This is a genomic window from Marinobacter salsuginis (assembly GCF_009617755.1).
Classification (GTDB): domain Bacteria; phylum Pseudomonadota; class Gammaproteobacteria; order Pseudomonadales; family Oleiphilaceae; genus Marinobacter; species Marinobacter salsuginis.
The window spans coordinates 550096-572074 of record NZ_BGZH01000002.1 but is presented as its reverse complement, the minus strand read 5'-3'; the positions used below and the strand labels follow the sequence as shown (position 1 = coordinate 572074).

The following is a 21979-nucleotide window of genomic DNA, read 5'->3' as shown; positions in this document are numbered from 1 at the left end:
TGCACAACCGATTCCGGGGGATTCCGTGAGCAAACTGACCCATCTCGATGACAAGGGCGAAGCCCGCATGGTGGACGTAACCGACAAGGCGGCCACTGAGCGGGAGGCGCGCGCTGAAGCCACCATACGCATGGCGCCGGAAACCCTGAATATGATTATTGAGGGTGAGCACCCCAAGGGTGATGTGCTGGCCGTTGCCCGAATTGCCGGCATCATGGCGGCCAAGAAAACCCATGACCTGATTCCCCTGTGTCACGCACTGAACCTGACCTCCGTGAAAGTCGAACTGAACCCGGGCAGCGATGGGGCATCTGTGCATATTCTCACCCGCTGCAAACTGTCCGGTCAGACCGGTGTCGAAATGGAGGCGCTGACAGCAGCAAGTGTTACAGCACTGACGCTTTACGACATGTGCAAGGCCGTAGACCGTGGCATGGAGATCGGTTCGGTGCGTCTGTTGGAGAAGAAAGGCGGCCGGAGTGGCCACTGGGTCGCCGATAACGCCTGATCTGGCGAACCGCTGCGCTCGTAAAAGCTGGTTATCAGAACCACTCCGGAGGAGCGACAGTGCCGAGACTACGCCAAGCGGGCGGGCCCGTGCTAGAATGCGCGGCCCGATTGACTGAACCACGAGGAAACACTGTGGCTGTTCGTTACATCCAGACCTGCCGGTTGCCGACCCCGTTCGGGGTGTTTGATATGCACGGCTTTGAAGAACCGGACACCGGAAAGGAACACGTTGCCCTGACTCTGGGCGACCTGGACAGTGACGAACCCATGCTTGCCCGCACCCATTCCGAGTGTCTGACTGGCGATGCCCTCTACAGCATGCGTTGTGATTGCGGTTATCAGCTGGAAGAGGCTCTGCGCAGCATCGCCCGGGAAGGTCGGGGTATTCTGATGTATCTTCGTCAGGAAGGGCGGGGCATCGGGTTGCTGAACAAAATCCGCGCCTACCACCTGCAGGATCAGGGTGCTGACACAGTTGAAGCCAATGAGCGCCTGGGGTTTGCGGCGGATCTGCGCGATTACAGCATGTGCAAGGACATGCTGCAGCACCTGGGTATCAAGAGCCTGCGGCTGATGACCAACAATCCCCGCAAGGTGAAGGCGTTATCTTCCTACGGTATTGCTATTGCCGAGAGAGTGCCTCTGCATGTGGGCAGAAACCCCCACAATGAACACTATCTCGATACCAAGCAGAGCAAGTTGGGGCACTGGTTGGAGACACACCAGGACGATGATCCCGAGGTGTGACTCGACCCGCTACTGATCTGCTGACGAAAAAGCCCGCGAGTTTCGCGGGCTTTTTGCGTTTTTAGGGCAACTTGCTCGTTTATTTGACGACTTTCAGGCTCTGGTGGCGGAGGGTTTCCATCCGCGTGCGAATGGAAGATTCAATGCCGGTTGCATCCAGACCGCATTCGGCCAGCAGTTCTCCATGCTTGCCATGGTCCATAAAGGTGTCCGGCAGGCCCAGTTGAAGAATCGGCATGGACACCAGCCGGCTGTTCAGAAACTCGGTTACAGCGCTGCCCGCGCCACCGGCAATGGCGTTCTCTTCCAGCGTCACCAGCAGTTCATGCTGCTCGGCCAGTTCCAGAACCAGTTCTTCATCGAGGGGCTTTACGAAGCGCATGTCGGCAACTGTTGCACCAATTGCCTCCGCCGCCTCCAGCGCCGGGGCCAGCAGGGTGCCAAAGTTCAGGATGGCAACTCCTCTGCCGCTGCGAAGCTTGCGGCCCTTGCCAATCTCCAGAGGGGTCAATTCCTGCTGTATTTCGGCGCCGGGCCCGGTACCGCGGGGATAGCGCACTGACGCCGGCCCCTCATACAGCATGCCGGTCTGGAGCATCTGGCGGGTTTCGTTTTCATCTGACGGTGTCATCACCACCATGTTGGGCACGCAGCGCAGGTAGCTGATATCAAAGGCGCCGGCATGGGTCGGGCCGTCTTCTCCGACCAGCCCTGCCCGATCTATAGCGAACAGGACATCGAGGTTCTGTATGGCGACATCGTGGATCAACTGGTCGTAAGCCCGCTGCAGGAACGTCGAGTAAATGGCGACAACCGGCTTGGCGCCATCGCAGGCCAGGCCCGCGGCTAAAGTGACGGCGTGCTGCTCGGCAATGGCGACATCGAAATAGCGTTCCGGGAAGCGCTGTGAGAATGCCAGCAGATCCGACCCTTCGCACATGGCAGGGGTGATGCCGACCACGCGCTCATCCTGCTCGGCGGAGTCGCAGAGCCACTGGCCGAACACGTTGGCATACTTGGGCTTCTTCGGTGTCGGCTTGACCGGTTCGGGCTTGCTCGGTGGCACCGGTTCAATCTTGTTGATGGCGTGGTAGCCAATCGGGTCGGCCTCGGCAGGCGCAAAGCCTTTGCCCTTGGTGGTTACCACGTGGAGGAACTGCGGGCCTTCAAGTTCGCGGATGTTCTCCAGGGTCTCCACCAGCAGGGGCAGGTCATGACCGTCGATAGGGCCGATGTAGTTGAACCCCAGTTCCTCGAACAGTGTTCCCGGGGCAATCATGCCCTTGAAGTGCTCCTCGGTCTTCTTGGCCAGCGCCATCAGGTGTGGCGCTCCCTGCAAAACTTTCTTGCTGCTGTCGCGGACCTGGTTGTAGGTGCGACTGGACAACAGTTTGGCAAAGTAATTGGACAGGCCCCCCACATTCCGGGAGATCGACATGTCGTTGTCGTTGAGAATAACCAGCATGTCGGCGTGCAGGTGACCGGCGTGATTCAGGGCCTCGAACGCCATACCGGCGGTCATGGCGCCGTCACCAATAACGGCAATACTCTTGCGGCCGGACTTTTGCAGGCGCGCGGCGATGGCCATGCCCAGTGCTGCGCTGATGGAAGTGCTCGAGTGGCCAACGCCAAAGGTGTCGTATTCGCTTTCGGCCCGTTTCGGGAAGCCGGCCAGCCCGCCCTTGCGCCGGATGCTGCCCATTGATTCCTTCCGGCCAGTCAGAATCTTGTGGGGATAGGCCTGATGGCCGACGTCCCAGACCAGACGGTCGCTGGGCGTATCAAAGACGTAGTGAAGGGCAACGGTAAGCTCAAGCACGCCGAGGCCCGCGCCGAAATGGCCGCCGGTCTGGCCCACTGACCATAACAGAAATGCCCTGAGCTCCCGGGCGAGCAGGGTCAACTGCTCCGGGGCCAGCTCTCTCAGCTGGGCCGGTTCATCAATCCGGTCCAACAGAGGCGTGTTGGGCCGCTGCGACGGGATTTCCTTGAAAATATAAGTGTCCTGCATCTGCTCGGGTCTTTTCCGGTACGTTCAGTAACTGACTGGCATTATAAGGGAACAGGGGAAGCTGTTTCACACAAAGCGGGCCAGTTGTTACGAAAATATTTACGGCCAGTGTGCGCCTTCGGGGCGCCGGGGTTCAATGGGTTCTTGCCACCACGTAATCGGCCATGGCCCGGAGGGGGTCGGCTTCGGCGCCGAAATCCTTCAGGCTTCGCTGGGCCTGTTCAAGCAGATCTGCCAGATGCTCCCGGGCGCCGGCCACGCCCAATAGAGCGGGGTAGGTGGGCTTGGCTCGGGCCGCGTCCGAACCCTGGGGCTTGCCAATGACCGTTGTGTCGCCTTCTATGTCCAGCAGGTCATCCTGAACCTGGAAGGCCAGGCCCAATGCCTTGGCGTACTCTGTCAAGGAGGCCAGAGCCTGTTCGCTGACAGAGGGTGCGGTCAGGGCGCCAATCCGCACGCTGGTCTCGATCAGGGCGCCAGTCTTGTGCCGGTGCATGGTTTCGAGCTGGGCCAGTGCCAGGGTTTTGCCAACGGATTCAAGATCGATGGCCTGGCCACCAACCATTCCACCGTGGCCGCTGGCCCGGGCCAATTCCCGCACCATAATCAGGCGCACGGATTCTGGCAGTCCCGGAGCTTCGGCCAGCCAGCCGAATGCCAGCGCCTGCAGGGCATCTCCGGCCAGGATGGCTGTGGCTTCGTCGAAGGCTATGTGGGTGGTGGGCCGTCCGCGGCGCAATTCGTCATCATCCATGGCCGGCAGGTCATCGTGGATCAGTGAATAGGCATGGATCAATTCCACCGCGCAGGCCGGGATCAGGGCCTCGTCGCCGGTCTGTCCAAGTGCCTTTGCCGCGGCAAGGCAAAGGGCTGGCCGGATCCGCTTGCCGCCGCCCAGTACGCTGTAGCGCATGGCTTCCTGCAATCGGCCGGAGGCGGAATCACGGGTGATGCAACGGTCCAGTTCCGCATCGACGCGGGCCCGGCAGGTTTCCAGAAAATCAGAGGCAAGCGGGTTTGGTCCGGGCATCAGTCAGCATCATCCGGAGAAAACGGGCGGGTTTCGAGGGTGCCGTCGCTGTTCTGGACCAGCTGTTCAACCCGTTGCTCGGCGCTCTTCAGCGCCTGCTGGCATTCACGGGTCAGCTTTACACCTCGCTCAAACGCCGTGAGGGACTGTTCCAGAGACAGCTCGCCCTGTTCCAGATCGCGAACCAGCCTTTCCAGCTCATCCAGAGATTTCTCAAAATCGGCTATCGATGTGGCGCCTTGTTCACCGGCCATCAGGGGCCCTCCGATCGGGTGGCAGAATTTCGCGGATTATACCAGAGCCTGATCGCTATCGCTGCCAATGGAAGTGACGTCGTTCACCGGGTTCGGCGTCCGGGCCCCAGCTCTGTTCGGTCACCTGGATTTCGCCCCCTGCAGAGACGGTCACCACGGTGGTTGCCCGGGTGCCATAATCGGTCCCGACGATAAAGGGCGATGACAGGAAACGCTCGGTCCCCAGTCCAACACCGGTGTCGGGCAGCAGATGGTCCGGTGCCGGCGTGCTGTCCTGAAGCAGAGGAATCAGGTCGTTGTGCAGCTTTTCCGCGTTCTGGCCGGCGGCGCCAATGATCTCGCCTGCAGACTCGCGCAAACGCAGAAGCTTGGGCCAGGGTGTCTGCAGGAGGTGGTTGCTCAGGCCATAGACCCCACGGTGGACATGCCGACCGGGGTGTGCATCCCGATTACTGAAATACCAGCCGTTTTCAGTGGTAAGGCGCACTAGGTTGAAGCCGGAAAACTGGTCGGCCTTATCGAGCAGATAGCCCTCAAGCTGCTCCCGCGACTCGGTCAGAGCCCGCAAAGGCAGTTCGCCCCGGCTGATTCGACCGGTTTCCGGTGTGCCTTCGCGAACGTTGGTCACAGCACTGACCTCGCCTTTGGCATTTATCGCAAGCCAGGTGCCCCCGGAAAGCAGGTCGCGGCCGGCAAGTACCCGGGTGCCGGAGTCCGTGGTCCACCAGTTCATGGCGGCCGTCGGGCGACGGAAGAATTCATCCCGATTGGCCGCGACTACCAGCGGAAAATGAGGGTTCTGGCCAAGGGCAAAGGCGATCAGGCACATGGTGGCGGATAGCGCTCCCGGAGTTAATGAAGTTGACTCTTGCGCTGTGTATCATACCAGCCTTGGTTTTCCCGGGTGTGCCTCAAACTATGACCCTGATTTATGTAATCGCATCGTATCTTGCCCTTGGCGCCCTGGCGGGCACCGTAGCGGGCCTGTTCGGCATTGGTGGCGGGCTGATCATCGTGCCTGTGCTGATGTTCAGTTTTGGACTGCAGGGAATCAATCCGGACATTATTCCCCATCTGGCCGTTGGTACCTCGCTGGCAACCATCGTTTTCACTTCGGTCAGCTCTATCCGATCCCATAACAAGCATGGGGCCGTGCGCTGGGACCTGTTCCGACCCATGACCGTGGGAATCGTGGCCGGGGCTCTGGTTGGCGCCTGGACAGCATCCCTGTTGAGCGGGCGCGCCCTGGAACTGGTGATCGGTATTTTCGTGATCCTGGTGGGTCTCAAGATGTTTTTCCAGGTCGACCCCAAACCCGGTCGCGATGTCCCGGGCGTCGTCGGTCTGGGCGCTGCCGGCGGCGGTATCGGCTGGGCCTCCGCGATTTTCGGAATCGGTGGTGGAACCCTAACGGTTCCGTATCTGAGTTGGTGCAACGTGCGGATGCAGCAAGCGGTGGGAACATCGGCGGCCTGTGGCCTGCCGATTGCCATCGCCGGTGCCCTGGGTAACATCTGGACCGGATGGAGCAACCCCGCATTGCCGGAGCTGAGTGCCGGATTCATTTATCTGCCGGCCCTGATCGGTATCATTCTCACCAGCGTTTTCTTTGCCCGGGTGGGTGCCAATCTGGCCCATCGACTGAATGCCCGGATTCTCAAGCGCACTTTCTCCATCATGCTCCTGCTGGTGGGGCTTCGTTTTCTCCTGAGCTGAGAGGTAGTTGATGCTGCAGCATCCCCAGATTGATCCGGTGGCCATCGCCATCGGCCCCCTCAAGATCCACTGGTACGGTCTGACCTATCTGTTTGGTTTCGTGGCCGGCTGGTGGCTTGGGCGGCTTCGCACCCGCAAACCCTGGTCGCCCATCAACGAAGAGCAGATGGGCGATCTGCTGTTTTACCTGGCCCTCGGGGTGATCCTGGGCGGGCGTTTCGGCTATGTCCTGTTCTACAACTTTGATGCCTTCCTGGCTGACCCGCTGTGGCTACTCCGTGTCTGGGAAGGCGGCATGTCCTTCCACGGCGGTCTGCTGGGCGTGATGCTTGCCATGTGGTGGTATGGCCGCAAGGTGGGTAGTGGTTTCTGGCGCATGGCAGATTTTGTAGCGCCGCTGGTACCCCTGGGTCTTGGCGCAGGGCGTATCGGAAACTTCATCAACGGCGAGCTGTGGGGCAAGCCTACGGATGTTGCCTGGGGCATGGTATTTCGCACGGCGCCGGACTCGCTCGCCCGGCACCCGTCGCAGCTGTACCAGTTTGCCCTGGAGGGAGTCGCCCTGTTCGTGATTCTTTGGTGGTTCTCATCCCGGCAGCGGCCGACTATGGCTGTTTCCGGTCTTTTCCTGGTCTGCTACGGCGTATTCCGGTTCCTGGTGGAGTTCGTGCGCCAGCCGGATCCGCAACTGGGTTACCTTGCTTTTGACTGGCTCACCATGGGGCAGGTACTGTCCTTTCCGATGATCGTTGCCGGCGCCGCCCTGATGTTTATTGCCTACCGGAGACAAGCCCGATGAAAGCCTATCTCGACCTGATGCAAGACGTTGTTGATAACGGATTCGACAAGGGAGACCGTACCGGTGTCGGCACCCGGTCGGTGTTCGGCCGCCAGATCCGTTTCAACCTGCAGGAAGGCTTTCCCCTGGTGACCACCAAGAAGGTCCACCTGCGCAGCATTATTTATGAATTGCTCTGGTTTCTCCGGGGCTCCACCGACAACACCTGGCTGCAGGAGCGGAAGGTCTCCATCTGGAACGAGTGGGCATTGGAGAATGGTGACCTCGGGCCCATTTACGGCAAGCAGTGGCGTAGCTGGCAGTGCCCGAATGGTGAGGTGGTCGACCAGATCAGCGAAGTGATCGAACAGATCCGCACCAAGCCCAATTCCCGCCGCCTGATTGTCTCTGCCTGGAACCCGGCAGAGCTCCCGGATGAATCCATTGGCCCGCAGGATAACGTTCGTGAGGGCCGCATGGCCCTGGCGCCTTGCCACTGCCTGTTTCAGTTCTATGTGGCCGACGGAAAGCTGTCCTGCCAGCTCTACCAGCGCAGCGCTGACCTGTTCCTGGGGGTGCCGTTCAATATCGCTTCCTATGCCTTGCTGACGCACATGATCGCTCAACAGTGCGATCTGGAAGTGGGGGAGTTCGTCCATACCTTTGGTGACTGTCACCTGTACCAGAACCATCTGACCGATGACATCGTCTTTGAGCAGCTCAAGCGCGAGCCGCGGGGCTTGCCGACGCTGGTGATCAAACGCAAGCCCGAGAGCATCTTCGAGTACGAGCTGGAGGACTTCGAGTTTGCGGGGTATGACCCGCATCCGGGCATCAAGGCGCCGATTGCCATCTGATTCAATTTCAAACAGGCGAGTCCATGAGAAAAGCACTGATTGTCGCCATGTCCCGCAACCGGGTCATCGGCCGGAACAACAAATTGCCCTGGTATTTGCCGGGTGATCTCCGTTATTTCAAACAGGCCACCATGGGTAAGCCCATAATCATGGGGCGGAAAACCTGGGACTCCATCGGTCGACCGTTACCGGGCAGGATGAACGTGGTGATTTCCAGGAACGAAACCTGGGAAGCACCAACCGGAACGGTCGCCGCCAAGTCATTGCCCGAGGCGCTGGTGAAAGCTGAAGCCCAGGCCGAGCTTGAGGGTGGCGACGAGGTGATGATCATCGGTGGCGGGCAGATCTACGCCGAGGCATTGCCGATGATTGATCGGATGTACATCACCCAGGTGCACGCTGAGGTTGACGGCGATGCGTTTTTTCCGGAAGTGAACTGGGATGAGTGGGAAGAAATCGGACGGGAGGATTTCTCCGCGTCCGATAACAACCCTTACGACTACAGCTTCGTGGTCTATCAGCGCCAGGCTTAAGCCTGGCGAGGTGGGCGCTTGCCAGCGGGCTTGCCGCCCTTACCGGGAGACTTGCCTTTGGGCCCCGGGCCGCCGCGTCCCTTCGGTCCTTTCTTGAATCCGCCTTTCGGGCCTTTGCGGTTATCGCCCGGGCGGCCACCCTTGCGGTCGCGACGCGGCGGAGGCGTGGCGGAGACCACCGGCAGTGCCTCGGGCTGCTCCAGAGGCAGGGAACCGGGTTGGGCCGCTTCCATCCAGCAGGCCAGGGCACCCGCCACCATGGCCATATCCATCTCGTTGCGCTCGGCGATCTCGTCCAGCAGGGCCATGGTCTTGGCCAGCTTCTTGTCTTCAGCGAACGCCAGTAGCTGGGTTTCAAACTGCTGCTCGCGCATTTTCTTCAGTTCAACCGGTGACGGCAGCTCATAGGCCTGCATAGGGGAGTTGGTGGCACGTTCCAGCGTGCGCAGCCAGCTCCGCTCCCGGGGCGTGACCAGCAGAATGGCCTTGCCTTCCCGACCGGCGCGGCCGGTACGGCCAACACGGTGGATGTAGGCTTCGGTGTCGTAGGGCACATCGTAGTTGATCACGTGGGTAATGCGCGGCACGTCCAGACCGCGGGCCGCCACGTCGGTCGCCACGATAATGTCTTTCTTGCTGCGCTTGAGGTCTTCAACGGTCTGCTCGCGCTGACGCTGGTTCAAATCGCCGTTCAGTGGTGCCACCGCGTGCCCGCGTGCCGACAGTTTCTCGGCCAGCAGCGTGGTTTCAGCCTTGGTGCGCACGAAGATGATGGAGGCGTCAAACGGCTCCACTTCGAGAATCCGTGTCAGGGCGTCTAGTTTACGCTCGGCGTAGACCGGCAAAACAAACTGGGAGATGCGCTCGACCGTGCGGGTTTCGCTTTCAATGCGAACTTCCGTGGCGTTGCGCAGGTAAGTCTGGGCCACTTTCTTGATTTGCGGCGGCATGGTGGCTGAAAACAGGGCGCGTTGGCAGTTCTCCGGCGTTTTCGCCAGGATCGCTTCCACGTCGTCGATAAAGCCCATGCGCAGCATTTCATCGGCTTCATCCAGAACCAGTGCCTTCAGACCGTCCAGTTTCAGGGTGCCTTTGCGCAGGTGGTCGAGCATGCGGCCCGGGGTACCCACAACGACCTGGGCACCCCGGCGGAGGCCCTTGATCTGGGGGTAAAAATCCTGGCCGCCGTAGATGGGCAGCACATGGAAATTCCGGAACTTGCTGGCATAGGTGGTAAAAGCTTCAGCCACCTGGATGGCCAGTTCCCGTGTTGGTGCCAGCACCAGAATCTGGGGTTCGGTAACAGAGGCGTCAATCCGGCTCAGCAGGGGCAGTGCAAATGCCGCGGTTTTACCGGTACCTGTCTGGGCAACACCCAACAGATGGTTGCCGGCAAGCAGCGCGGGAATAGACTGGGCCTGGATGGGAGACGGGGTTTCGTAGCCAACGGCGGACACAGCTTCAAGTACGGCTGGATCAAGCCCCAGTTCGGCAAAGGACAATTCAGACATTGATTCACTCGGAATTCGGGAGGTAGAGCATTGCCGGGCAATGCATGATGTGCGGGCATTATAGCGGTTTTGTTGATGTTTTAATACGCAAAACCCCGGAGGCGCTGTAGGTACTTGCCGGGGACCGGTTATTGCGTTGCCGTCCGATCTTGGGCAGGCTTCGTATTATCCCGATAGGTTGCTAACAGGAACTTGAGATGACCTTTGACGAATTATTGCAGGCGGCCCGTGGCAGCGAGGAACTGATCATGCCCGGCAGTTGGTCCCAGGGAAGAGCTACATTCGGTGGTCTTACGGCTGCATTGATGTTCGAGAGAATGGAGATGCTTGTTGCCGAGGGCCGCGCCATGCGGTCATTGCAGGTCTCGTTCGTGGGACCGGTGGAGCCCGAAGTGCCGGCCAGATTTGAGGCCGAGATTCTGCGTGAGGGAAAAGCGGTCAGTCAGGTGCAGGGGCGCATTGTCCAGACAGGAGAAACCCGGCTGGTCTGTCTGGCCAGCTTTGGCGGCGACCGGGAGTCGGAGGTACAGGTGGACGCGCTTCCAGCGCCCGAGGCGCCTCCGATGGATCAATGTCACGGGCTCGACTATATCGAGGGTGTGACACCGGAATTCATCCAGCAGATTGAGATGCGATGGGCGTTCGGAAACCTGCCGTTCAGTGGCAAAGGCGGTCGGGAACTGGGCGGTTGGATGCAGTTCCGGAAAACTCCGGAGTCGTTCTCTGACGCCCATATCGTTGCCCTCATTGATGCCTGGCCCCCGGCAGTACTGCCGTATGTCAAACAGCGGGTACGAACCAGTTCCCTGAGCTGGGCTTTGGACATCGTCCATCCCAGGCCGGCCATGGAACCGGGAGACTGGCTGTTGTACAAGGTCTCTATCGATCAGGCGGGTGCCGGTTACGGTCATACCCAGGCCGGTATCTGGACTGCCAAAGGCGAGCTTGTGGCTTTGAGTCGCCAGACGGTGACCGTGTTCGGGTGATGGAAATGGCGGCTCAGGCCGCCATTTCCGATTTCAGGGCATCGATGATAATGCGGGCGAAGTCTTCCGGTGAATCTTCCTGCAGGAAGTGCCCTCCCCGGAGCGTGATGTGGGGTTGGCCATGGGCACCGGGAATCCGACGCTGCATATGCCTGTCGCCGCCCCGGGTAATGGGGTCGCCACTGCTGAAACAGGTGATAAACGGTTTTTTCCAACGTTCAAGCACCTGCCAGGCGGCCTTGTTTGCATCGCTGTCCGGTGTGCCAGGCTCAGTTGGCACCAGCTTCGGAAACGCCCTGGCTCCGGCCTTGAACTCCGCCGATGGAAAAGGAGCCTCGTAGGCGGCCAGTTCAGCCTTGCTCAGCGTGCGATCGGTTCCCAGCTGCACAATGCGCCCAACCGGAAACCAGGGACTGTGTGTGGCAAAGGCCTTCCAGACTGAGAATACCGCAGGCACAGGCGCCTCCCCGGTTGGCAGCATGCCATTGCCCACGATGATGCGGCTGAAGCGCTGTCGGTGTTCGGCTGCCAGACGAAGGCCCAGCAGCGATCCCCAGTTCTGGCAAACCAGGGTGATGTTGGTGAGGTCCAGCTGTTCCAGCCAACTGGTCAGCCATGCCAGGTGGCGGCCATAACTGTAGTCGGTCACCGAGGCCGGCTTGTCGGATTTGCCAAAGCCGATCAGATCCGGAGCCAGTACCCGATGTCCGGCGCTTGCCACGAGGGGAATCATGTGCCGGTAAAGGTAGGACCAGGATGGTTCGCCGTGGAGCATGAGTACCGGCGACGCGCCTCGCGGGCCCTCGTCAACGTAGTGCATCCGGAGCCCGGGTTCTACGTCGAGATGGTTTGGAGTAAAAGGGTAATCCGGAAGACCTGCGAAGCGGGCTTCATCGGTTCTCAGAATACGCATGCCATCGACTGTCCTGACTGATTGGTTGCGTGATTGCCGGGCGGCATCCGGTGATCAGAATGCCCTACTACAATCGTCGAATATCAGGATAAAGCAGATGGAAAATTTGTGTGTTTGAGTTGCGTAACAGAGCGTTGCCGCTTTGAATCAGGACGCGATGCCGAACAGGCGTTCGGGGTTGTCAACGCGGGCCAGAGCCTCGTCGCAGCAATTGACTGCACCGCAATCGTCAGCTGAACAAAGGCCAATGGTGCGGCATTCCATGTCCTGCTGGTGGTCACCCTGATTGTTGAAAATCCGGGCCCTGGAGAGAATCGAATGGCAGTGGCCGCACAGCAGGGTAGGAACCGCGCTGCCCTCAGCCAGAAGTGCCGTGTAATGCTGTGTTTGAGTCATAAATATCCTCCTGATACTGCCCAACATATGGGCCAAGTATGACATTTCAAAGTCGGGTTGCCGGATTTATACGGCTTAACTGTCTGGATCGACCAGTGGCCGACGGTTGGATCGCTTGTCATCCCAGTCCAGCTCCTTCGGGTCATACCAGCCAATCGCCTCCAGAACTCTTTCCCGTGTCTGTGGCGACAGTGTGGGCCAGAGCTCCTGGAAGTCCTCCAGGCCAAGGTCCCGCTGCTTCTGTTGCTTGCTCTGAAGTCGGTTGATGATACGTGGCAACTGCAGGGCTTCGCCGAGCTGACCGGGCACCACGACTTCCTGGCCCATCACCTTGCGCCGGTGCGTTCTGGCGGCCAGTACCTTGCGCAGCTCGGTGGCCGCGTCCAGGGCTGTTTCGACAGTGAAGGTTTCCAGTTCCAACAACATGACCTGTCTATTAGTTGAACAACAACCGTCCACTATAACCCGAAGAGAGCTACAGTGGCCACGCCAGCGTGGTAGGGTAGAATGCATTCGTTAACATGCAGAACCACATCAGGGAACCGCAAAAATTATGTACGCAAAACTTGAAACACGGACTTTTCTGGCGTTGCTGGTCGGCGTTTCCCTTGCCTTTGTATTTCTGATGAAGCCCTTCTTCGGGCCCATATTCTGGGCGGTCGCCATCGCCCTGATTTTTCACCCGGTGCAGCAACTGCTCGTACGTAAACTGGGTGACCGGCCAAACATCAACGCGCTGATTACCCTGTGCATCTGCATGTTTATTGTGGTTATCCCGGTTCTGGTTCTGGTGACATCTCTGGTTGCCGAGGGCGTCGCGCTCTACCAGCAGATCCAGAGTGGCGCCATTCGCCCCGGGGAATACATTGATCGGGTCAATCAGTCTTTTCCGGCTATTCAGGCGTTCCTGGCACAGTTTGACATCAGCTTTGCCGAGCTGAGGGACCGGGCGGTGAGTATTTTTGTCGGCGGCAGTCAGTTCCTTGGCAAGCAGGCCCTGGGCGTTGGCCAGAACACCTTCCAGTTTTTCCTCGGCCTGGCCTTGATGGTGTATCTGGCGTTCTTCCTGCTGCGGGATGGTAGTGCACTGGTGGAGTTGATCATCCGGGCGCTGCCACTGGGCGACGAACGGGAGCGGTTGCTGTTCGCCAAGTTTGCAGAGGTAACCCGGGCGACGGTCAAGGGAAACCTGCTGATTGCAATCATCCAGGGGGCCCTGGGCGGGCTGATTTTCTGGGTCCTCGGGATCTCCGGGGCCCTGCTCTGGGGTGTGGTCATGGCGATCGTATCGCTGTTGCCGGCGGTTGGTGCCGCTTTGGTCTGGGTGCCCGCTGCCATCTACCTCGCGGCGGTTGGAGACGTGATCGAGGCGGTGGTTCTGACGGCCTTCGGAGTCGTGGTCATAGGGCTGGCGGACAACCTGTTGCGCCCGGTACTGGTTGGTCGCGATACCAAACTGCCTGATTACATTGTCCTGCTGTCGACTCTTGGCGGCATCGTCATGTTCGGCATCAACGGGTTCGTGATGGGGCCGTTGGTGGCAGCCCTGTTCATGGCGTTCTGGGGGATTTTCATCCGCGAGTTCAGCGAAGAGGCCCACCGCCAGTCGGCCACTGTGGAAGATGAGGCGCATGAGTCTGACAGGTCAACGGGACATGATGTCCGGTAAGGCGACATACGACAAAAGTATGGTAGGCTTTTAACCGTTTGCCCCAGCCTGTGGAGATAGGCACCACATAACAAGAAAGAAACGGATATCGAAGAGATATCAGGAGTTAGCAGGTGAGTACCATGAAAAAAGCAACTTCCCGACTGGGACGCCTGACCGCCGCGGCCGGACTGGCGGTCACACTGGGCTTTGCCCCTGCAGCCTTCGCTGATGAGATCGTTGCACTCAAGAATGCACTTTACGGAGCCGGGTACGATATTACCAATGTCAGCCCGCAGATGGACGACTCTACCCGGTCTGCGTTGACCCGGTTCCAGCAGGATAACGGTCTCCAGGCCACCGGTATTTTGGACGATCCGACCAAGGAAGCCCTGGGCATGATTTCGGTTCAGGTGGCCGCGTCGGCGCCAGCACAGTCTACCGGAACCAGTAGCGCTCCGGCTCAGGAATCAGCGTCTTCCGCAGCGGCGGAGACTTCGGCCCCGGAGCCTGAGCAGGACGACGCCATCGAAGAAGATGACGACGGCGGCTGGTCGCTCTGGTAACCGGAATCTTCTGAACAGAAAAAGCCCGCCGGGTTTCCCCGCCGGGCTTTTTTACTGGCCAGCGTTCAGGATTTTCAGTCGAGCTTTTCCAGATCCCGAACGGCACCCTTGTCGGCACTTGTGGCCAGTAGCGCATAGGCTTTCAGGGCTGCAGATACCTTGCGGTCCCGCGGCAGTTCCGGTTTCCAGCCCTTGGCATCCCGGGCTTCCCGGCGACGATCGAGCTCGCGCTGGTCGACTTCAACGTTGATGCTACGGTTCGGAATGTCGATGCGGATCGTATCGCCATTCTCGATCAGTCCAATGGCTCCACCGGCGGCTGCCTCCGGCGACGCGTGGCCGATGGACAGGCCCGAGGTGCCGCCTGAGAAACGTCCGTCTGTCAGCAGTGCGCAATCCTTTCCGAGGCCCTTGGATTTCAGATAGCTGGTCGGATAGAGCATTTCCTGCATGCCCGGGCCACCACGGGGGCCTTCATAGCGGATGATCACAACCTCACCCGGCTTGATCTCGTCTGCGAGAATGCCGGCAACGGCAGAATCCTGGCTCTCGAATACCCGGGCCTTGCCTTCGAATACATAGATGCTTTCGTCCACCCCCGCGGTTTTGACCACGCAGCCGTCAAGGGCAATATTGCCGTAAAGCACCGCCAGGCCGCCCTCGGAGCTGTAGGCGTGCTCAACCGAGCGTATACAGCCGGTTTCCCGGTCGCCATCGAGTGTTGGCCAACGGGTGCTCTGGGAGAAGGCCGTCTGGGTGGGAATGCCGGCAGGCCCGGCTCTGTAGAACTCGACCACTTCGGTGGTCGGCGACCTCATGATGTCCCAGGTCTCCAACGCTTCCTTCATGGTTTTGCTGTGAACCGTCGGAAGATCGGTGTTGATCAATCCGCCTCGTTCCAATTCGCCGAGAATGCCCATGATGCCACCTGCACGGTGCACGTCTTCCATATGGTATTTGGGCGAGTTGGGCGCGACTTTGCACAGCTGCGGAACTTTGCGCGACAGCTGGTCGATTTCGTTCAGGGTGAACGGAACGCCGCCTTCCTGGGCGGCCGCCAGCAAGTGAAGGATGGTGTTTGTCGAGCCGCCCATGGCGATGTCCATAACCATGGCATTCTCAAAGGCCGCCATTGAGGCAATGCTCAGAGGCAGAACGCTGGCGTCGTCTTCCTCGTAATAGCGCCGCGCATTCTCCACAATCTGTCGACCGGCCTTCAGGAACAGCTGTTCCCGGTCGGCGTGCGTGGCCAGGAGTGAGCCGTTGCCCGGCAGCGCCAGACCGATGGCTTCGGTGAGGCAGTTCATGGAGTTGGCGGTGAACATGCCGGAACAGGAGCCACAGGTGGGACAGGCGCTGCGCTCATACTCTTCCACCTGTTCGTCGGAGGCGTTGGGGTCTGCAGCAATGACCATGGCGTCCACCAGATCGAGCTTGTGCTCGGACAGTTTGGTCTTGCCTGCTTCCATGGGTCCGCCGGAGACGAAAATCGTGGGGATGTTCAGGCGCATGGCGGCCATCAGCATGCCCGGGGTGATCTTGTCGCAGTTGGAAATACAGACGAGAGCGTCGGCGCAGTGGGCGTTCACCATGTACTCTACCGAATCCGCAATGATTTCCCGGGATGGCAGGGAGTACAGCATGCCGTCGTGGCCCATGGCGATGCCGTCGTCGACCGCGATGGTGTTGAATTCCTTGGCAACACCCCTGGCTGCCTCGATTTCGCGGCACACCAGCTGACCGAGGTCTTTGAGGTGCACATGGCCCGGCACGAACTGAGTGAAAGAGTTGGCAACCGCGATAATGGGTTTGCCGAAATCTCCGTCTTTCATACCGGTAGCGCGCCAAAGGGCACGGGCGCCGGCCATGTTGCGACCTGCGGTGGATGTCCGCGAACGATACTGAGGCATGGTGTTCTGTTCTCTCTGTTGTTACCTGATGACGGTGATCAAAAAAACAGAGGATACCAGATTAGACTCGAGGCGCATGGTTGTTTTCAGAGTCGCTGTTTACAATAGTTAACACAATTGCCAACTTATTTTCCGGTTTGAACCGACAAGGAGTATGCCTATGGCCGGCCAGGAAAGCCTGCCGCTTCGTCGCCTGAAAGAGTTTCAGCCATTAAACCGGCTGACCGATGATCAACTGGTCCTGCTTGCCAGCCGCGCCGAGCGACGGACTCATGGGCCCGGACAAAGGGTTCTGGAGCGGGGTGTCCGGGATGGTCTGGACTTTTTCCTGGTAGCGGGAAAGATCGAACTTGAATCCGTGGATGGCCGGAAAACAATCATCGAAGCTGAAACCGAGAAGGCCCAGAACCCCATTGCCCGGCTCCAACCCCGTATGTATGACGTTACGGCTGTCAAACCCTCTGAATTCCTGGTTGTCGAGCAGGACATCCTTAACCAGTTGCTGCGTTCGGCGCCTGTCGAACAGGTTGAGATGGATTCAGGTGAAGGTAATGGAGGGCTGGAGAGCGAGGAGCATCACCTGCTGATGGAGTTCCTGTCGGAGTTGCGGTCGAACCAGGTCAAGCTGCCCAGTGTGCCGGATGTGGCGTGGAAAGTGCGGCGAGCGGTCGATCGAGAGGAATCAACGGCGGATCAGGTAGCGCTGGCGGTGTCAGCGGACCCGGCTATGGCGGCCAAACTGGTCCGCGCCTGCAACAGCCCTCTGTACAGAGGGTTCAGTGACGTCCGGAACGTCCGGGAAGCCGTGGTTCGCCTTGGCATGCGTACCACCCGGCAACTGGTGACGGTGTTTTCCATGCGGGAGGTATTCAAGACCCGCCAGGCGTCACTTCAGAAAGAGATGGAAAAGCTCTGGCGGCATTCCCGGGAGGTGGCAGCCCTGTGCTGGGTGTTGGCGGATCACGCCACGAAACTGAATCCGGAGGAGGCGTTGCTGGCGGGCTTGCTCCACGATATTGGCGTGGTGCCGATACTCGTCCAGGCTGAACACCATGTGAACCTCTTTGCCGATGAGGCCAACCTGAGCCATGCGATCAGGGAGCTCAGGGCAGACGTGGGCACTGCTGTACTCGAGAACTGGTCCTTCCCGCCGGCCTTTGTGGAAGCGGTCCGCCATGCCGAAGACTGGGGCTATGAATGCCGCGAGACGACGCCCCAGCTCGTGGATGTGGTTATCGTGGCGCAATTGCATTCGATGATTGGTTCCAGCCAGAATGCCGAGCTGCCCCCGTTCGATCAGGTGCCGGCGTATCGGCGTCTGGGTGAACTTGAACTCAATGCCTCCCGCAGTTTGCAGCTTCTGACGGAGGCCAGGGCCCGGGTCGACGAAGTTCAGCAATTGTTGGCCATCCGATGATGCGGGCTGTGTAAACTGTGGAGTCTGCTTTCCGGTGACTGTTGCGCTTATGAATGTACCTTTGTTCCCCCTGAATTCCATCGTCCTGCCCAGGGGGAGGATTCCATTGCAGCTGTTCGAGCCGCGCTACATCGACATGCTGACGCGTTGCCTCAAGGAGGATCGCGGGTTCGTTGTGGTGCTGTTGCAGGAAGGCGGAGAGACCGGGCGCACCGCAGCCTTTTACGACATTGGCACCTATGTGCGAATTATCGATTTCCAACAGCTTGATAACGGCCTTCTGGGGATTACTGTTGAGGGTGAATCCAAGGTGTCGGTGGTTCGGAGCTGGCAACAGGAAGACGGGCTGAATGTTGGCGACGTGGAGTGCCTGCTGGAAGAGTCAGAGAGTGAGGTGCCGGCGCGCTATAGCGAACTGCCCTCCGTGCTCAAGGCGCTGTTCCGGCATCCGGTCATCCGCGATCTGAACATGGACATTGATTATGGCGATGCCCGGGATGTTGGCTGGAGGCTTACGGAGCTATTGCCTCTGGACAAACAGGAAAAGCAGAAACTGGTAGAGTTGCAGGACCCGCTGGAACGCCTGAGCCGACTTCAGGAGCTTCTGGAAGCGCTCGAGGAGGGCTAGGTTCTAGCCGATCGGACGGAAATTCAGTACGGCTTCGTCCCATGACAGCACGATATACCCGCCTGCAAATACCGCCCATACAACTGCTGCAGCTACGATGGTTATATCCGGTGCCAAAGGGACCTTGTCGTACCGGCTGTAGCTCGCCCGTACGGCTCCGGTGACAGCCAGCGCCAGTAGCAACCCTCCGATCACGTCAGTGAACCAGTGAACCCCCAGGTAAAGCCGGCTTAGAGCCACAGGAACCAATGGGAGAGAGAGCAGGACATAGTAGTGCCAGCGCTTTCGGTGCCGGCTTTCACCGGCAACGAAGCTTGCCAGCAGGGTAACCAGCAAGGTAATACCTGCCGTATGGCCGCTCGGGAAGGCGCCGGAATTCGGTGGCCCCATGACTTCTTCCGGCCGGGGAACGCCGAGCAGAGATTTCAGGGCCCAGACCAGAACCACCGTTAAAACGACGGCCACCACAATATGGACAGCAGCGGCGTAGTAGCCTCGGAACATCATTGCTGCGCATGCCAGGGCACCGGCAGCCACAAGTACCGGGGCGTCACCAAGCAGCGTGATGGCAATGAAGGGACCATCGAGCAGCGGCTGGCGGAGTTGCTCGAACCAGAGAAGAGTCGCCCGGTCGAACCCATCAAGCAGGTGAGTCGCTGTGGCCAGTTGTCCCCAGAGTAACAGCAGGGCGGAAGCGCCCAGTGCGAGCATGAATGAGGCCAGCGGAAATTCACCTTCCCGGGCCGGGCGCTGATTGGTATACAGGCGCCAGAATCGGTGAGTGGCGTCGTACTGTGCCATCCACTGTTTCAGCCATTGGTAGAAGCGGCTGCTTTCGCCAAGCCCCAGCTGGAACCGCAATAGCACGAAATAGACCACGGTCAGGGCCGCGAGGCTGATACCGATCACCGCATAGAAGTGCGCAGGCGGCCTGATCTCGCTAGCCAGGGCACTGCCCACGAGAAATCCCGGGAAGATATAAACCGGTGCCCAGGCGATGGCCGAGCCGATGTTGAAGGCCAGAAAGCGACGCCAGGACATCATCAGGGCCCCGGCCACGAGAGGAATAACCGGTCGTACCGGCCCGACAAAGCGGCCGATGATCACGCTTTTGCCACCGTGACGGTTAAAGAAACGCTCGCCGGTGCTGATAATTTTGGGATAACGGCTCAGTGGCCAGGACGTTGTGAGTCGACCCTGCAGCAGTCGCCCGAGACCGAAGCTTGCCGTATCGCCCGCAATGGCGCCCAGCCCCGCCCAGAGCAATGCTTCTGGCAAGGGCATCCCGGTTTCACCGGCCAGCACAGCGACGGCAAACAGTATGGCAACACCCGGGACAATAATGCCGGCGATGGCAAGGGATTCGATAAAAGCGGTCGTAAACAGCGCCGTAGCAAGCCAGCCGGGATGCAGGCTCAGCCATGCCGACAGGTCATTCAGCCAGGCACTGCTCATGTTTCGATGGTTTCTCCCGGGCTGAACCAGACCGAATCCGTGCCGCGTCTGCGAGCTTCCTCCATGGCCTGGTGGGCCCGATTGCGGAGTGTGTCGGTTCGGGTGTCGCCGCTGCCTCGGGTGGTGCAGCCCAGGCTGACAGTGGCTTTGCCTACCACAGGCCAATGGTGCTCAGCGATGGTCCGGCGAATCCGCTCGGCTATCACCCTCACCCCTTCCTCCGGCGTAAATGGCAGGATCAGGAAAAACTCGAAGTCTTTCAGGGTATACAGGGTGTCACCGGCACGAATCACGCCAAAGAGGTGTTCGGTCATATCCCGGAACAGGCCCTGGACCTGATCTCTGCCGTGGAGGTCGGCTACCTCATCCGCGTAATCGATGCTCAGGTCGATCACTGAGAGGCAATGGCCGGTGGCTATGGCGCGGCTGATTTCTTTCTGCAGGGTTTCATCGAGGAAGCGCGCGTTGTGGGCGCCGGTCACCGGATCGGTGATGGCCAGATCCTCGGCCGACTGTGCCATATGATCGTAGTGCCAGATGTACAGGGCGGCGACCGCCAGAAGAATAAACAGCCCCCCGGTAATGGCAATGGCGTCAGCCGGCGCCTGTTCCAGGAACAGGAGGATCGTCATGGGCACCAATAGCAAAAGGGAGAGCCCCACACCCTGTCGCAACGGCAGGATCAGCAGGTTCAGTACGAGCAGGGGCATTGCCCAGTGGCTGATGCCGGGTGCATCCATGGTCAGCAGTGCTGCCAGCATGCCGCTGTTCAGGCCGGAGAGAATGATAAGGTGCCCTGGCGCTGACAGTTGGTGCCGGCGACAGATAATGGTGTAAATGGCGCCAGCCAGGGTCAGGACCGCCATCCCGGAGGCCAGATAGAAAAGCTCGTAGAAGCCGTAACGCAGGTTCTGCATGGCCAGGGTGAAAATGAACAGGCAGGCGATGCCATAGCCGAAGGCGTGGGTCCAGGTTCGGAGTCGGGTCTCTGTCATGATGCCGGTCCCTGTGCCTGAGGTTGGCCCGGTTGCGCCGGCTGCGACCATGAACTGTAGGCCTGGCTCCGGTTGCCACCCTGCTGCTGGGCCCGGCGCAGGGCATTCGCTGCGCTTTGCTGAAGGCTGTTGGCATCGTCACCGATATTCAGGCCGGCGATCCCGGTGCTGACAGTGAGGTTCATGCCGTGGGACTCGAGAAGTGTTGCCAGGCCCTTGCGGATCGTCTCGGCACGGGTGATGGCGTCGCTGGTGGAGATGCCTGGCAGGATCACCAGAAACTGAAGATCGGCCACCCGGTAATAGGTATCGAAGTCACGGATCTGGGAGTGCAGGTAGCGACCAATGCGAGGAAGTATCGAGCGTATGTCTTCGTCGGGATCATTGTCGCTGAGGTGGGTGTCCAGTCCGATCATGATAACGGACATGTCCGTACCTTCCCGCTCGCTGCGCTGGATTTCCTTGTGCAGATCAGCGGAAAGATATTCCCGGCTGGCAGCCTGGGTAAGTTCATCGGTCCGACGCAACGGGGCCAGTTGCCGGGCTTTGTAGTCGCGAAGGAAGACCAGCAGCGCAGAGAGCAGCATGGTGAGCAGAAAAGCGCTGATCATTTGGTGGCGGTCGGCAAGGCCAACGCCCCATTGTGTCGCGATCATCGCCAGAACAGCGATCAGCAGCGTCACCAGTACAGCGGCCGCGGGCGGAACCAGTGCGAAAGCGGCCAGTGGAAGTGCGTAGAGCCAGTGGCTAAGCACCCAGGGGCCGGTCCAGAAGCCGGCCAGAAGAATCAGCAGAAGAATGGCAAAAAAGGCCTGCTGGACTCGGGGCCAGGGCTGATTCACCCGGCTGGGGTGGAAGGTTTTGCCAGAGATTACAATGCCTGAGGCCGCAGCTGCGGCTGCTGCAACCATGGGCTCTCCCAGCAAGGCACAAAGCGTCGCAATGGCGATCAGGGCCGCGAAACCTGCCCGTGACAATTTGCTTAACAGGAATTTTTCGGCCATCTGGGCCATGGTGTCCTTCCTTTTCCTGAGCTCCCTGAAAAAAACGACCCCGGGGAGTTGATCAAAAGCTCCTTCAGGTTCCGAGTATGGCATATCGCAGCGGTATAATATCTG

At 59.6% G+C, this 21979-nt stretch carries 23 protein-coding genes; 11 read left to right on the top strand and 12 right to left on the bottom strand.

From position 1 onward, the window contains the following. Window positions 1–25: 25 nt before the first annotated feature. Window positions 26–508 carry a cyclic pyranopterin monophosphate synthase MoaC gene (gene moaC / locus GJU83_RS13955; protein ID WP_153634599.1) on the top strand — a complete coding sequence of 161 codons (483 nt, stop codon included), beginning with the start codon at window positions 26–28 and terminating at the stop codon, window positions 506–508. A gap of 134 nt (window positions 509–642) precedes the next feature. After that, entirely contained in the window at window positions 643–1257 is a 615-nt protein-coding gene (gene ribA, locus GJU83_RS13950; protein ID WP_153634598.1) for a GTP cyclohydrolase II, read from the top strand. Between the two features lie 79 nt (window positions 1258–1336). On the opposite strand, the gene dxs is transcribed toward ribA, so the two are convergent. The 4 genes from dxs to GJU83_RS13930 all read right to left on the bottom strand — a co-directional run bounded on the left by dxs (window position 1337) and on the right by GJU83_RS13930 (window position 5381). Further along, window positions 1337–3268, bottom strand: coding sequence for a 1-deoxy-D-xylulose-5-phosphate synthase (gene dxs / locus GJU83_RS13945; RefSeq protein ID WP_153634597.1), 1932 nt, complete (start codon window positions 3266–3268; stop codon window positions 1337–1339). A gap of 133 nt (window positions 3269–3401) precedes the next feature. After that, window positions 3402–4298 (bottom strand): polyprenyl synthetase family protein, encoded by an 897-nt coding sequence (locus tag GJU83_RS13940; protein ID WP_153634596.1) that lies wholly within the window; start codon window positions 4296–4298, stop codon window positions 3402–3404. Beyond that, on the bottom strand, window positions 4298–4552 hold the full coding sequence (locus GJU83_RS13935; protein ID WP_069183983.1) for an exodeoxyribonuclease VII small subunit: 255 nt from the start codon (window positions 4550–4552) through the stop codon (window positions 4298–4300). The genes GJU83_RS13940 and GJU83_RS13935 overlap by 1 nt, the downstream gene beginning before the upstream one ends. 55 nt (window positions 4553–4607) lie before the next feature. After that, the gene (locus GJU83_RS13930) at window positions 4608–5381 is read right to left on the bottom strand and encodes an NRDE family protein (protein ID WP_153634595.1); all 774 of its coding nucleotides are present in this window, start codon (window positions 5379–5381) and stop codon (window positions 4608–4610) included. A gap of 89 nt (window positions 5382–5470) precedes the next feature. Here GJU83_RS13930 and GJU83_RS13925 point away from each other — a divergent pair, with 89 nt between their 5' ends. The 4 genes from GJU83_RS13925 to GJU83_RS13910 are packed head-to-tail and all read left to right on the top strand — an operon-like array spanning window position 5471 to window position 8436. Then, entirely contained in the window at window positions 5471–6268 is a 798-nt protein-coding gene (locus GJU83_RS13925; protein WP_153634594.1) for a sulfite exporter TauE/SafE family protein, read from the top strand. 10 nt (window positions 6269–6278) lie between these two features. Then, complete coding sequence (lgt, locus tag GJU83_RS13920; RefSeq protein ID WP_136629751.1) at window positions 6279–7067, top strand: prolipoprotein diacylglyceryl transferase; 789 nt, start codon at window positions 6279–6281, stop codon at window positions 7065–7067. After that, window positions 7064–7903 (top strand): thymidylate synthase, encoded by an 840-nt coding sequence (locus GJU83_RS13915; protein WP_136629752.1) that lies wholly within the window; start codon window positions 7064–7066, stop codon window positions 7901–7903. The genes lgt and GJU83_RS13915 overlap by 4 nt, the downstream gene beginning before the upstream one ends. Before the next feature lie 23 nt (window positions 7904–7926). Continuing rightward, window positions 7927–8436 carry a dihydrofolate reductase gene (locus GJU83_RS13910; protein WP_153634593.1) on the top strand — a complete coding sequence of 170 codons (510 nt, stop codon included), beginning with the start codon at window positions 7927–7929 and terminating at the stop codon, window positions 8434–8436. Here GJU83_RS13910 and GJU83_RS13905 read toward each other — a convergent pair. Next, the gene (locus GJU83_RS13905; protein ID WP_069183977.1) at window positions 8433–9947 is read right to left on the bottom strand and encodes a DEAD/DEAH box helicase; all 1515 of its coding nucleotides are present in this window, start codon (window positions 9945–9947) and stop codon (window positions 8433–8435) included. The two genes, GJU83_RS13910 and GJU83_RS13905, sit on opposite strands and share 4 nt — an antisense overlap. A gap of 197 nt (window positions 9948–10144) precedes the next feature. Between GJU83_RS13905 and GJU83_RS13900 the strand changes: the two genes are divergently transcribed. Then, window positions 10145–10933 (top strand): acyl-CoA thioesterase, encoded by a 789-nt coding sequence (locus GJU83_RS13900; RefSeq protein ID WP_153634592.1) that lies wholly within the window; start codon window positions 10145–10147, stop codon window positions 10931–10933. 13 nt (window positions 10934–10946) lie between these two features. Here GJU83_RS13900 and GJU83_RS13895 read toward each other — a convergent pair whose 3' ends face one another. The 3 genes from GJU83_RS13895 to GJU83_RS13885 form a co-directional block, all read right to left on the bottom strand. Continuing rightward, window positions 10947–11846: a haloalkane dehalogenase gene (locus GJU83_RS13895; RefSeq protein WP_136629755.1), complete on the bottom strand. Its 900-nt coding sequence runs from the start codon at window positions 11844–11846 to the stop codon at window positions 10947–10949. A 147-nt stretch (window positions 11847–11993) separates the two neighbouring features. Beyond that, window positions 11994–12242, bottom strand: a complete 249-nt coding sequence (locus tag GJU83_RS13890; protein WP_069183974.1) for a hypothetical protein — start codon at window positions 12240–12242, stop codon at window positions 11994–11996. Window positions 12243–12317: 75 nt separating this feature from the next. Continuing rightward, a complete protein-coding gene (locus tag GJU83_RS13885; protein WP_069183973.1) occupies window positions 12318–12668 on the bottom strand; it encodes a hypothetical protein in 351 nt (116 codons plus the stop codon). A 127-nt stretch (window positions 12669–12795) separates the two neighbouring features. Between GJU83_RS13885 and GJU83_RS13880 the strand changes: the two genes are divergently transcribed. Together GJU83_RS13880 and GJU83_RS13875 are read left to right on the top strand one after the other, a co-directional pair. Next, entirely contained in the window at window positions 12796–13911 is a 1116-nt protein-coding gene (locus GJU83_RS13880; protein ID WP_153634591.1) for an AI-2E family transporter, read from the top strand. Window positions 13912–14033: 122 nt separating this feature from the next. Next, window positions 14034–14456, top strand: a complete 423-nt coding sequence (locus GJU83_RS13875) for a peptidoglycan-binding domain-containing protein (RefSeq protein ID WP_153634590.1) — start codon at window positions 14034–14036, stop codon at window positions 14454–14456. Window positions 14457–14530: 74 nt separating this feature from the next. Here the strand turns inward: GJU83_RS13875 and ilvD are convergent, their stop codons facing one another. Further along, on the bottom strand, window positions 14531–16366 hold the full coding sequence (gene ilvD / locus GJU83_RS13870; RefSeq protein WP_153634589.1) for a dihydroxy-acid dehydratase: 1836 nt from the start codon (window positions 16364–16366) through the stop codon (window positions 14531–14533). A 160-nt stretch (window positions 16367–16526) separates the two neighbouring features. On the opposite strand from ilvD, the gene GJU83_RS13865 reads away from it, so the two are divergent. Further along, a complete protein-coding gene (locus GJU83_RS13865; protein WP_153634588.1) occupies window positions 16527–17783 on the top strand; it encodes an HDOD domain-containing protein in 1257 nt (418 codons plus the stop codon). A 49-nt stretch (window positions 17784–17832) separates the two neighbouring features. After that, window positions 17833–18411: an LON peptidase substrate-binding domain-containing protein gene (locus GJU83_RS13860; protein WP_153634587.1), complete on the top strand. Its 579-nt coding sequence runs from the start codon at window positions 17833–17835 to the stop codon at window positions 18409–18411. Between the two features lie 3 nt (window positions 18412–18414). Here the strand turns inward: GJU83_RS13860 and GJU83_RS13855 are convergent, their stop codons facing one another. Genes GJU83_RS13855 through GJU83_RS13845 form a run of 3 tightly spaced genes read right to left on the bottom strand, consistent with a single transcriptional unit; the run spans window position 18415 to window position 21874 of the window. After that, complete coding sequence (locus GJU83_RS13855; RefSeq protein ID WP_153634586.1) at window positions 18415–19866, bottom strand: bifunctional DedA family/phosphatase PAP2 family protein; 1452 nt, start codon at window positions 19864–19866, stop codon at window positions 18415–18417. Then, window positions 19863–20861, bottom strand: coding sequence for a GGDEF domain-containing protein (locus GJU83_RS13850; RefSeq protein ID WP_069183967.1), 999 nt, complete (start codon window positions 20859–20861; stop codon window positions 19863–19865). Before GJU83_RS13850 ends, GJU83_RS13855 begins: the two co-directional genes overlap by 4 nt. Then, window positions 20858–21874, bottom strand: coding sequence for a GGDEF domain-containing protein (locus GJU83_RS13845; protein ID WP_153634585.1), 1017 nt, complete (start codon window positions 21872–21874; stop codon window positions 20858–20860). The genes GJU83_RS13850 and GJU83_RS13845 overlap by 4 nt, the downstream gene beginning before the upstream one ends. Window positions 21875–21979: the final 105 nt, after the last annotated feature.

What these genes read in the sequence shown, in the direction of transcription:
- ilvD (WP_153634589.1), bottom strand. Translation starts at nt 16,366, where the DNA reads ATGCCTCAGTATCGTTCGCGGACATCCACCGCAGGTCGCAACATGGCC.
- GJU83_RS13850 (WP_069183967.1), bottom strand. Translation starts at nt 20,861, where the DNA reads ATGACAGAGACCCGACTCCGAACCTGGACCCACGCCTTCGGCTATGGC.
- GJU83_RS13935 (WP_069183983.1), bottom strand. Translation starts at nt 4,552, where the DNA reads ATGGCCGGTGAACAAGGCGCCACATCGATAGCCGATTTTGAGAAATCT.
- GJU83_RS13900 (WP_153634592.1), top strand. Translation starts at nt 10,145, where the DNA reads ATGACCTTTGACGAATTATTGCAGGCGGCCCGTGGCAGCGAGGAACTG.
- GJU83_RS13890 (WP_069183974.1), bottom strand. Translation starts at nt 12,242, where the DNA reads ATGACTCAAACACAGCATTACACGGCACTTCTGGCTGAGGGCAGCGCG.
- lgt (WP_136629751.1), top strand. Translation starts at nt 6,279, where the DNA reads ATGCTGCAGCATCCCCAGATTGATCCGGTGGCCATCGCCATCGGCCCC.
- GJU83_RS13860 (WP_153634587.1), top strand. Translation starts at nt 17,833, where the DNA reads ATGAATGTACCTTTGTTCCCCCTGAATTCCATCGTCCTGCCCAGGGGG.
- GJU83_RS13865 (WP_153634588.1), top strand. Translation starts at nt 16,527, where the DNA reads ATGGCCGGCCAGGAAAGCCTGCCGCTTCGTCGCCTGAAAGAGTTTCAG.
- GJU83_RS13925 (WP_153634594.1), top strand. Translation starts at nt 5,471, where the DNA reads ATGACCCTGATTTATGTAATCGCATCGTATCTTGCCCTTGGCGCCCTG.
- GJU83_RS13940 (WP_153634596.1), bottom strand. Translation starts at nt 4,298, where the DNA reads ATGCCCGGACCAAACCCGCTTGCCTCTGATTTTCTGGAAACCTGCCGG.
- dxs (WP_153634597.1), bottom strand. Translation starts at nt 3,268, where the DNA reads ATGCAGGACACTTATATTTTCAAGGAAATCCCGTCGCAGCGGCCCAAC.
- GJU83_RS13910 (WP_153634593.1), top strand. Translation starts at nt 7,927, where the DNA reads ATGAGAAAAGCACTGATTGTCGCCATGTCCCGCAACCGGGTCATCGGC.
- GJU83_RS13915 (WP_136629752.1), top strand. Translation starts at nt 7,064, where the DNA reads ATGAAAGCCTATCTCGACCTGATGCAAGACGTTGTTGATAACGGATTC.
- GJU83_RS13930 (WP_153634595.1), bottom strand. Translation starts at nt 5,381, where the DNA reads ATGTGCCTGATCGCCTTTGCCCTTGGCCAGAACCCTCATTTTCCGCTG.
- GJU83_RS13845 (WP_153634585.1), bottom strand. Translation starts at nt 21,874, where the DNA reads ATGGCCCAGATGGCCGAAAAATTCCTGTTAAGCAAATTGTCACGGGCA.
- GJU83_RS13855 (WP_153634586.1), bottom strand. Translation starts at nt 19,866, where the DNA reads ATGAGCAGTGCCTGGCTGAATGACCTGTCGGCATGGCTGAGCCTGCAT.
- GJU83_RS13885 (WP_069183973.1), bottom strand. Translation starts at nt 12,668, where the DNA reads ATGTTGTTGGAACTGGAAACCTTCACTGTCGAAACAGCCCTGGACGCG.
- GJU83_RS13880 (WP_153634591.1), top strand. Translation starts at nt 12,796, where the DNA reads ATGTACGCAAAACTTGAAACACGGACTTTTCTGGCGTTGCTGGTCGGC.
- GJU83_RS13905 (WP_069183977.1), bottom strand. Translation starts at nt 9,947, where the DNA reads ATGTCTGAATTGTCCTTTGCCGAACTGGGGCTTGATCCAGCCGTACTT.
- GJU83_RS13875 (WP_153634590.1), top strand. Translation starts at nt 14,034, where the DNA reads ATGAAAAAAGCAACTTCCCGACTGGGACGCCTGACCGCCGCGGCCGGA.
- GJU83_RS13895 (WP_136629755.1), bottom strand. Translation starts at nt 11,846, where the DNA reads ATGCGTATTCTGAGAACCGATGAAGCCCGCTTCGCAGGTCTTCCGGAT.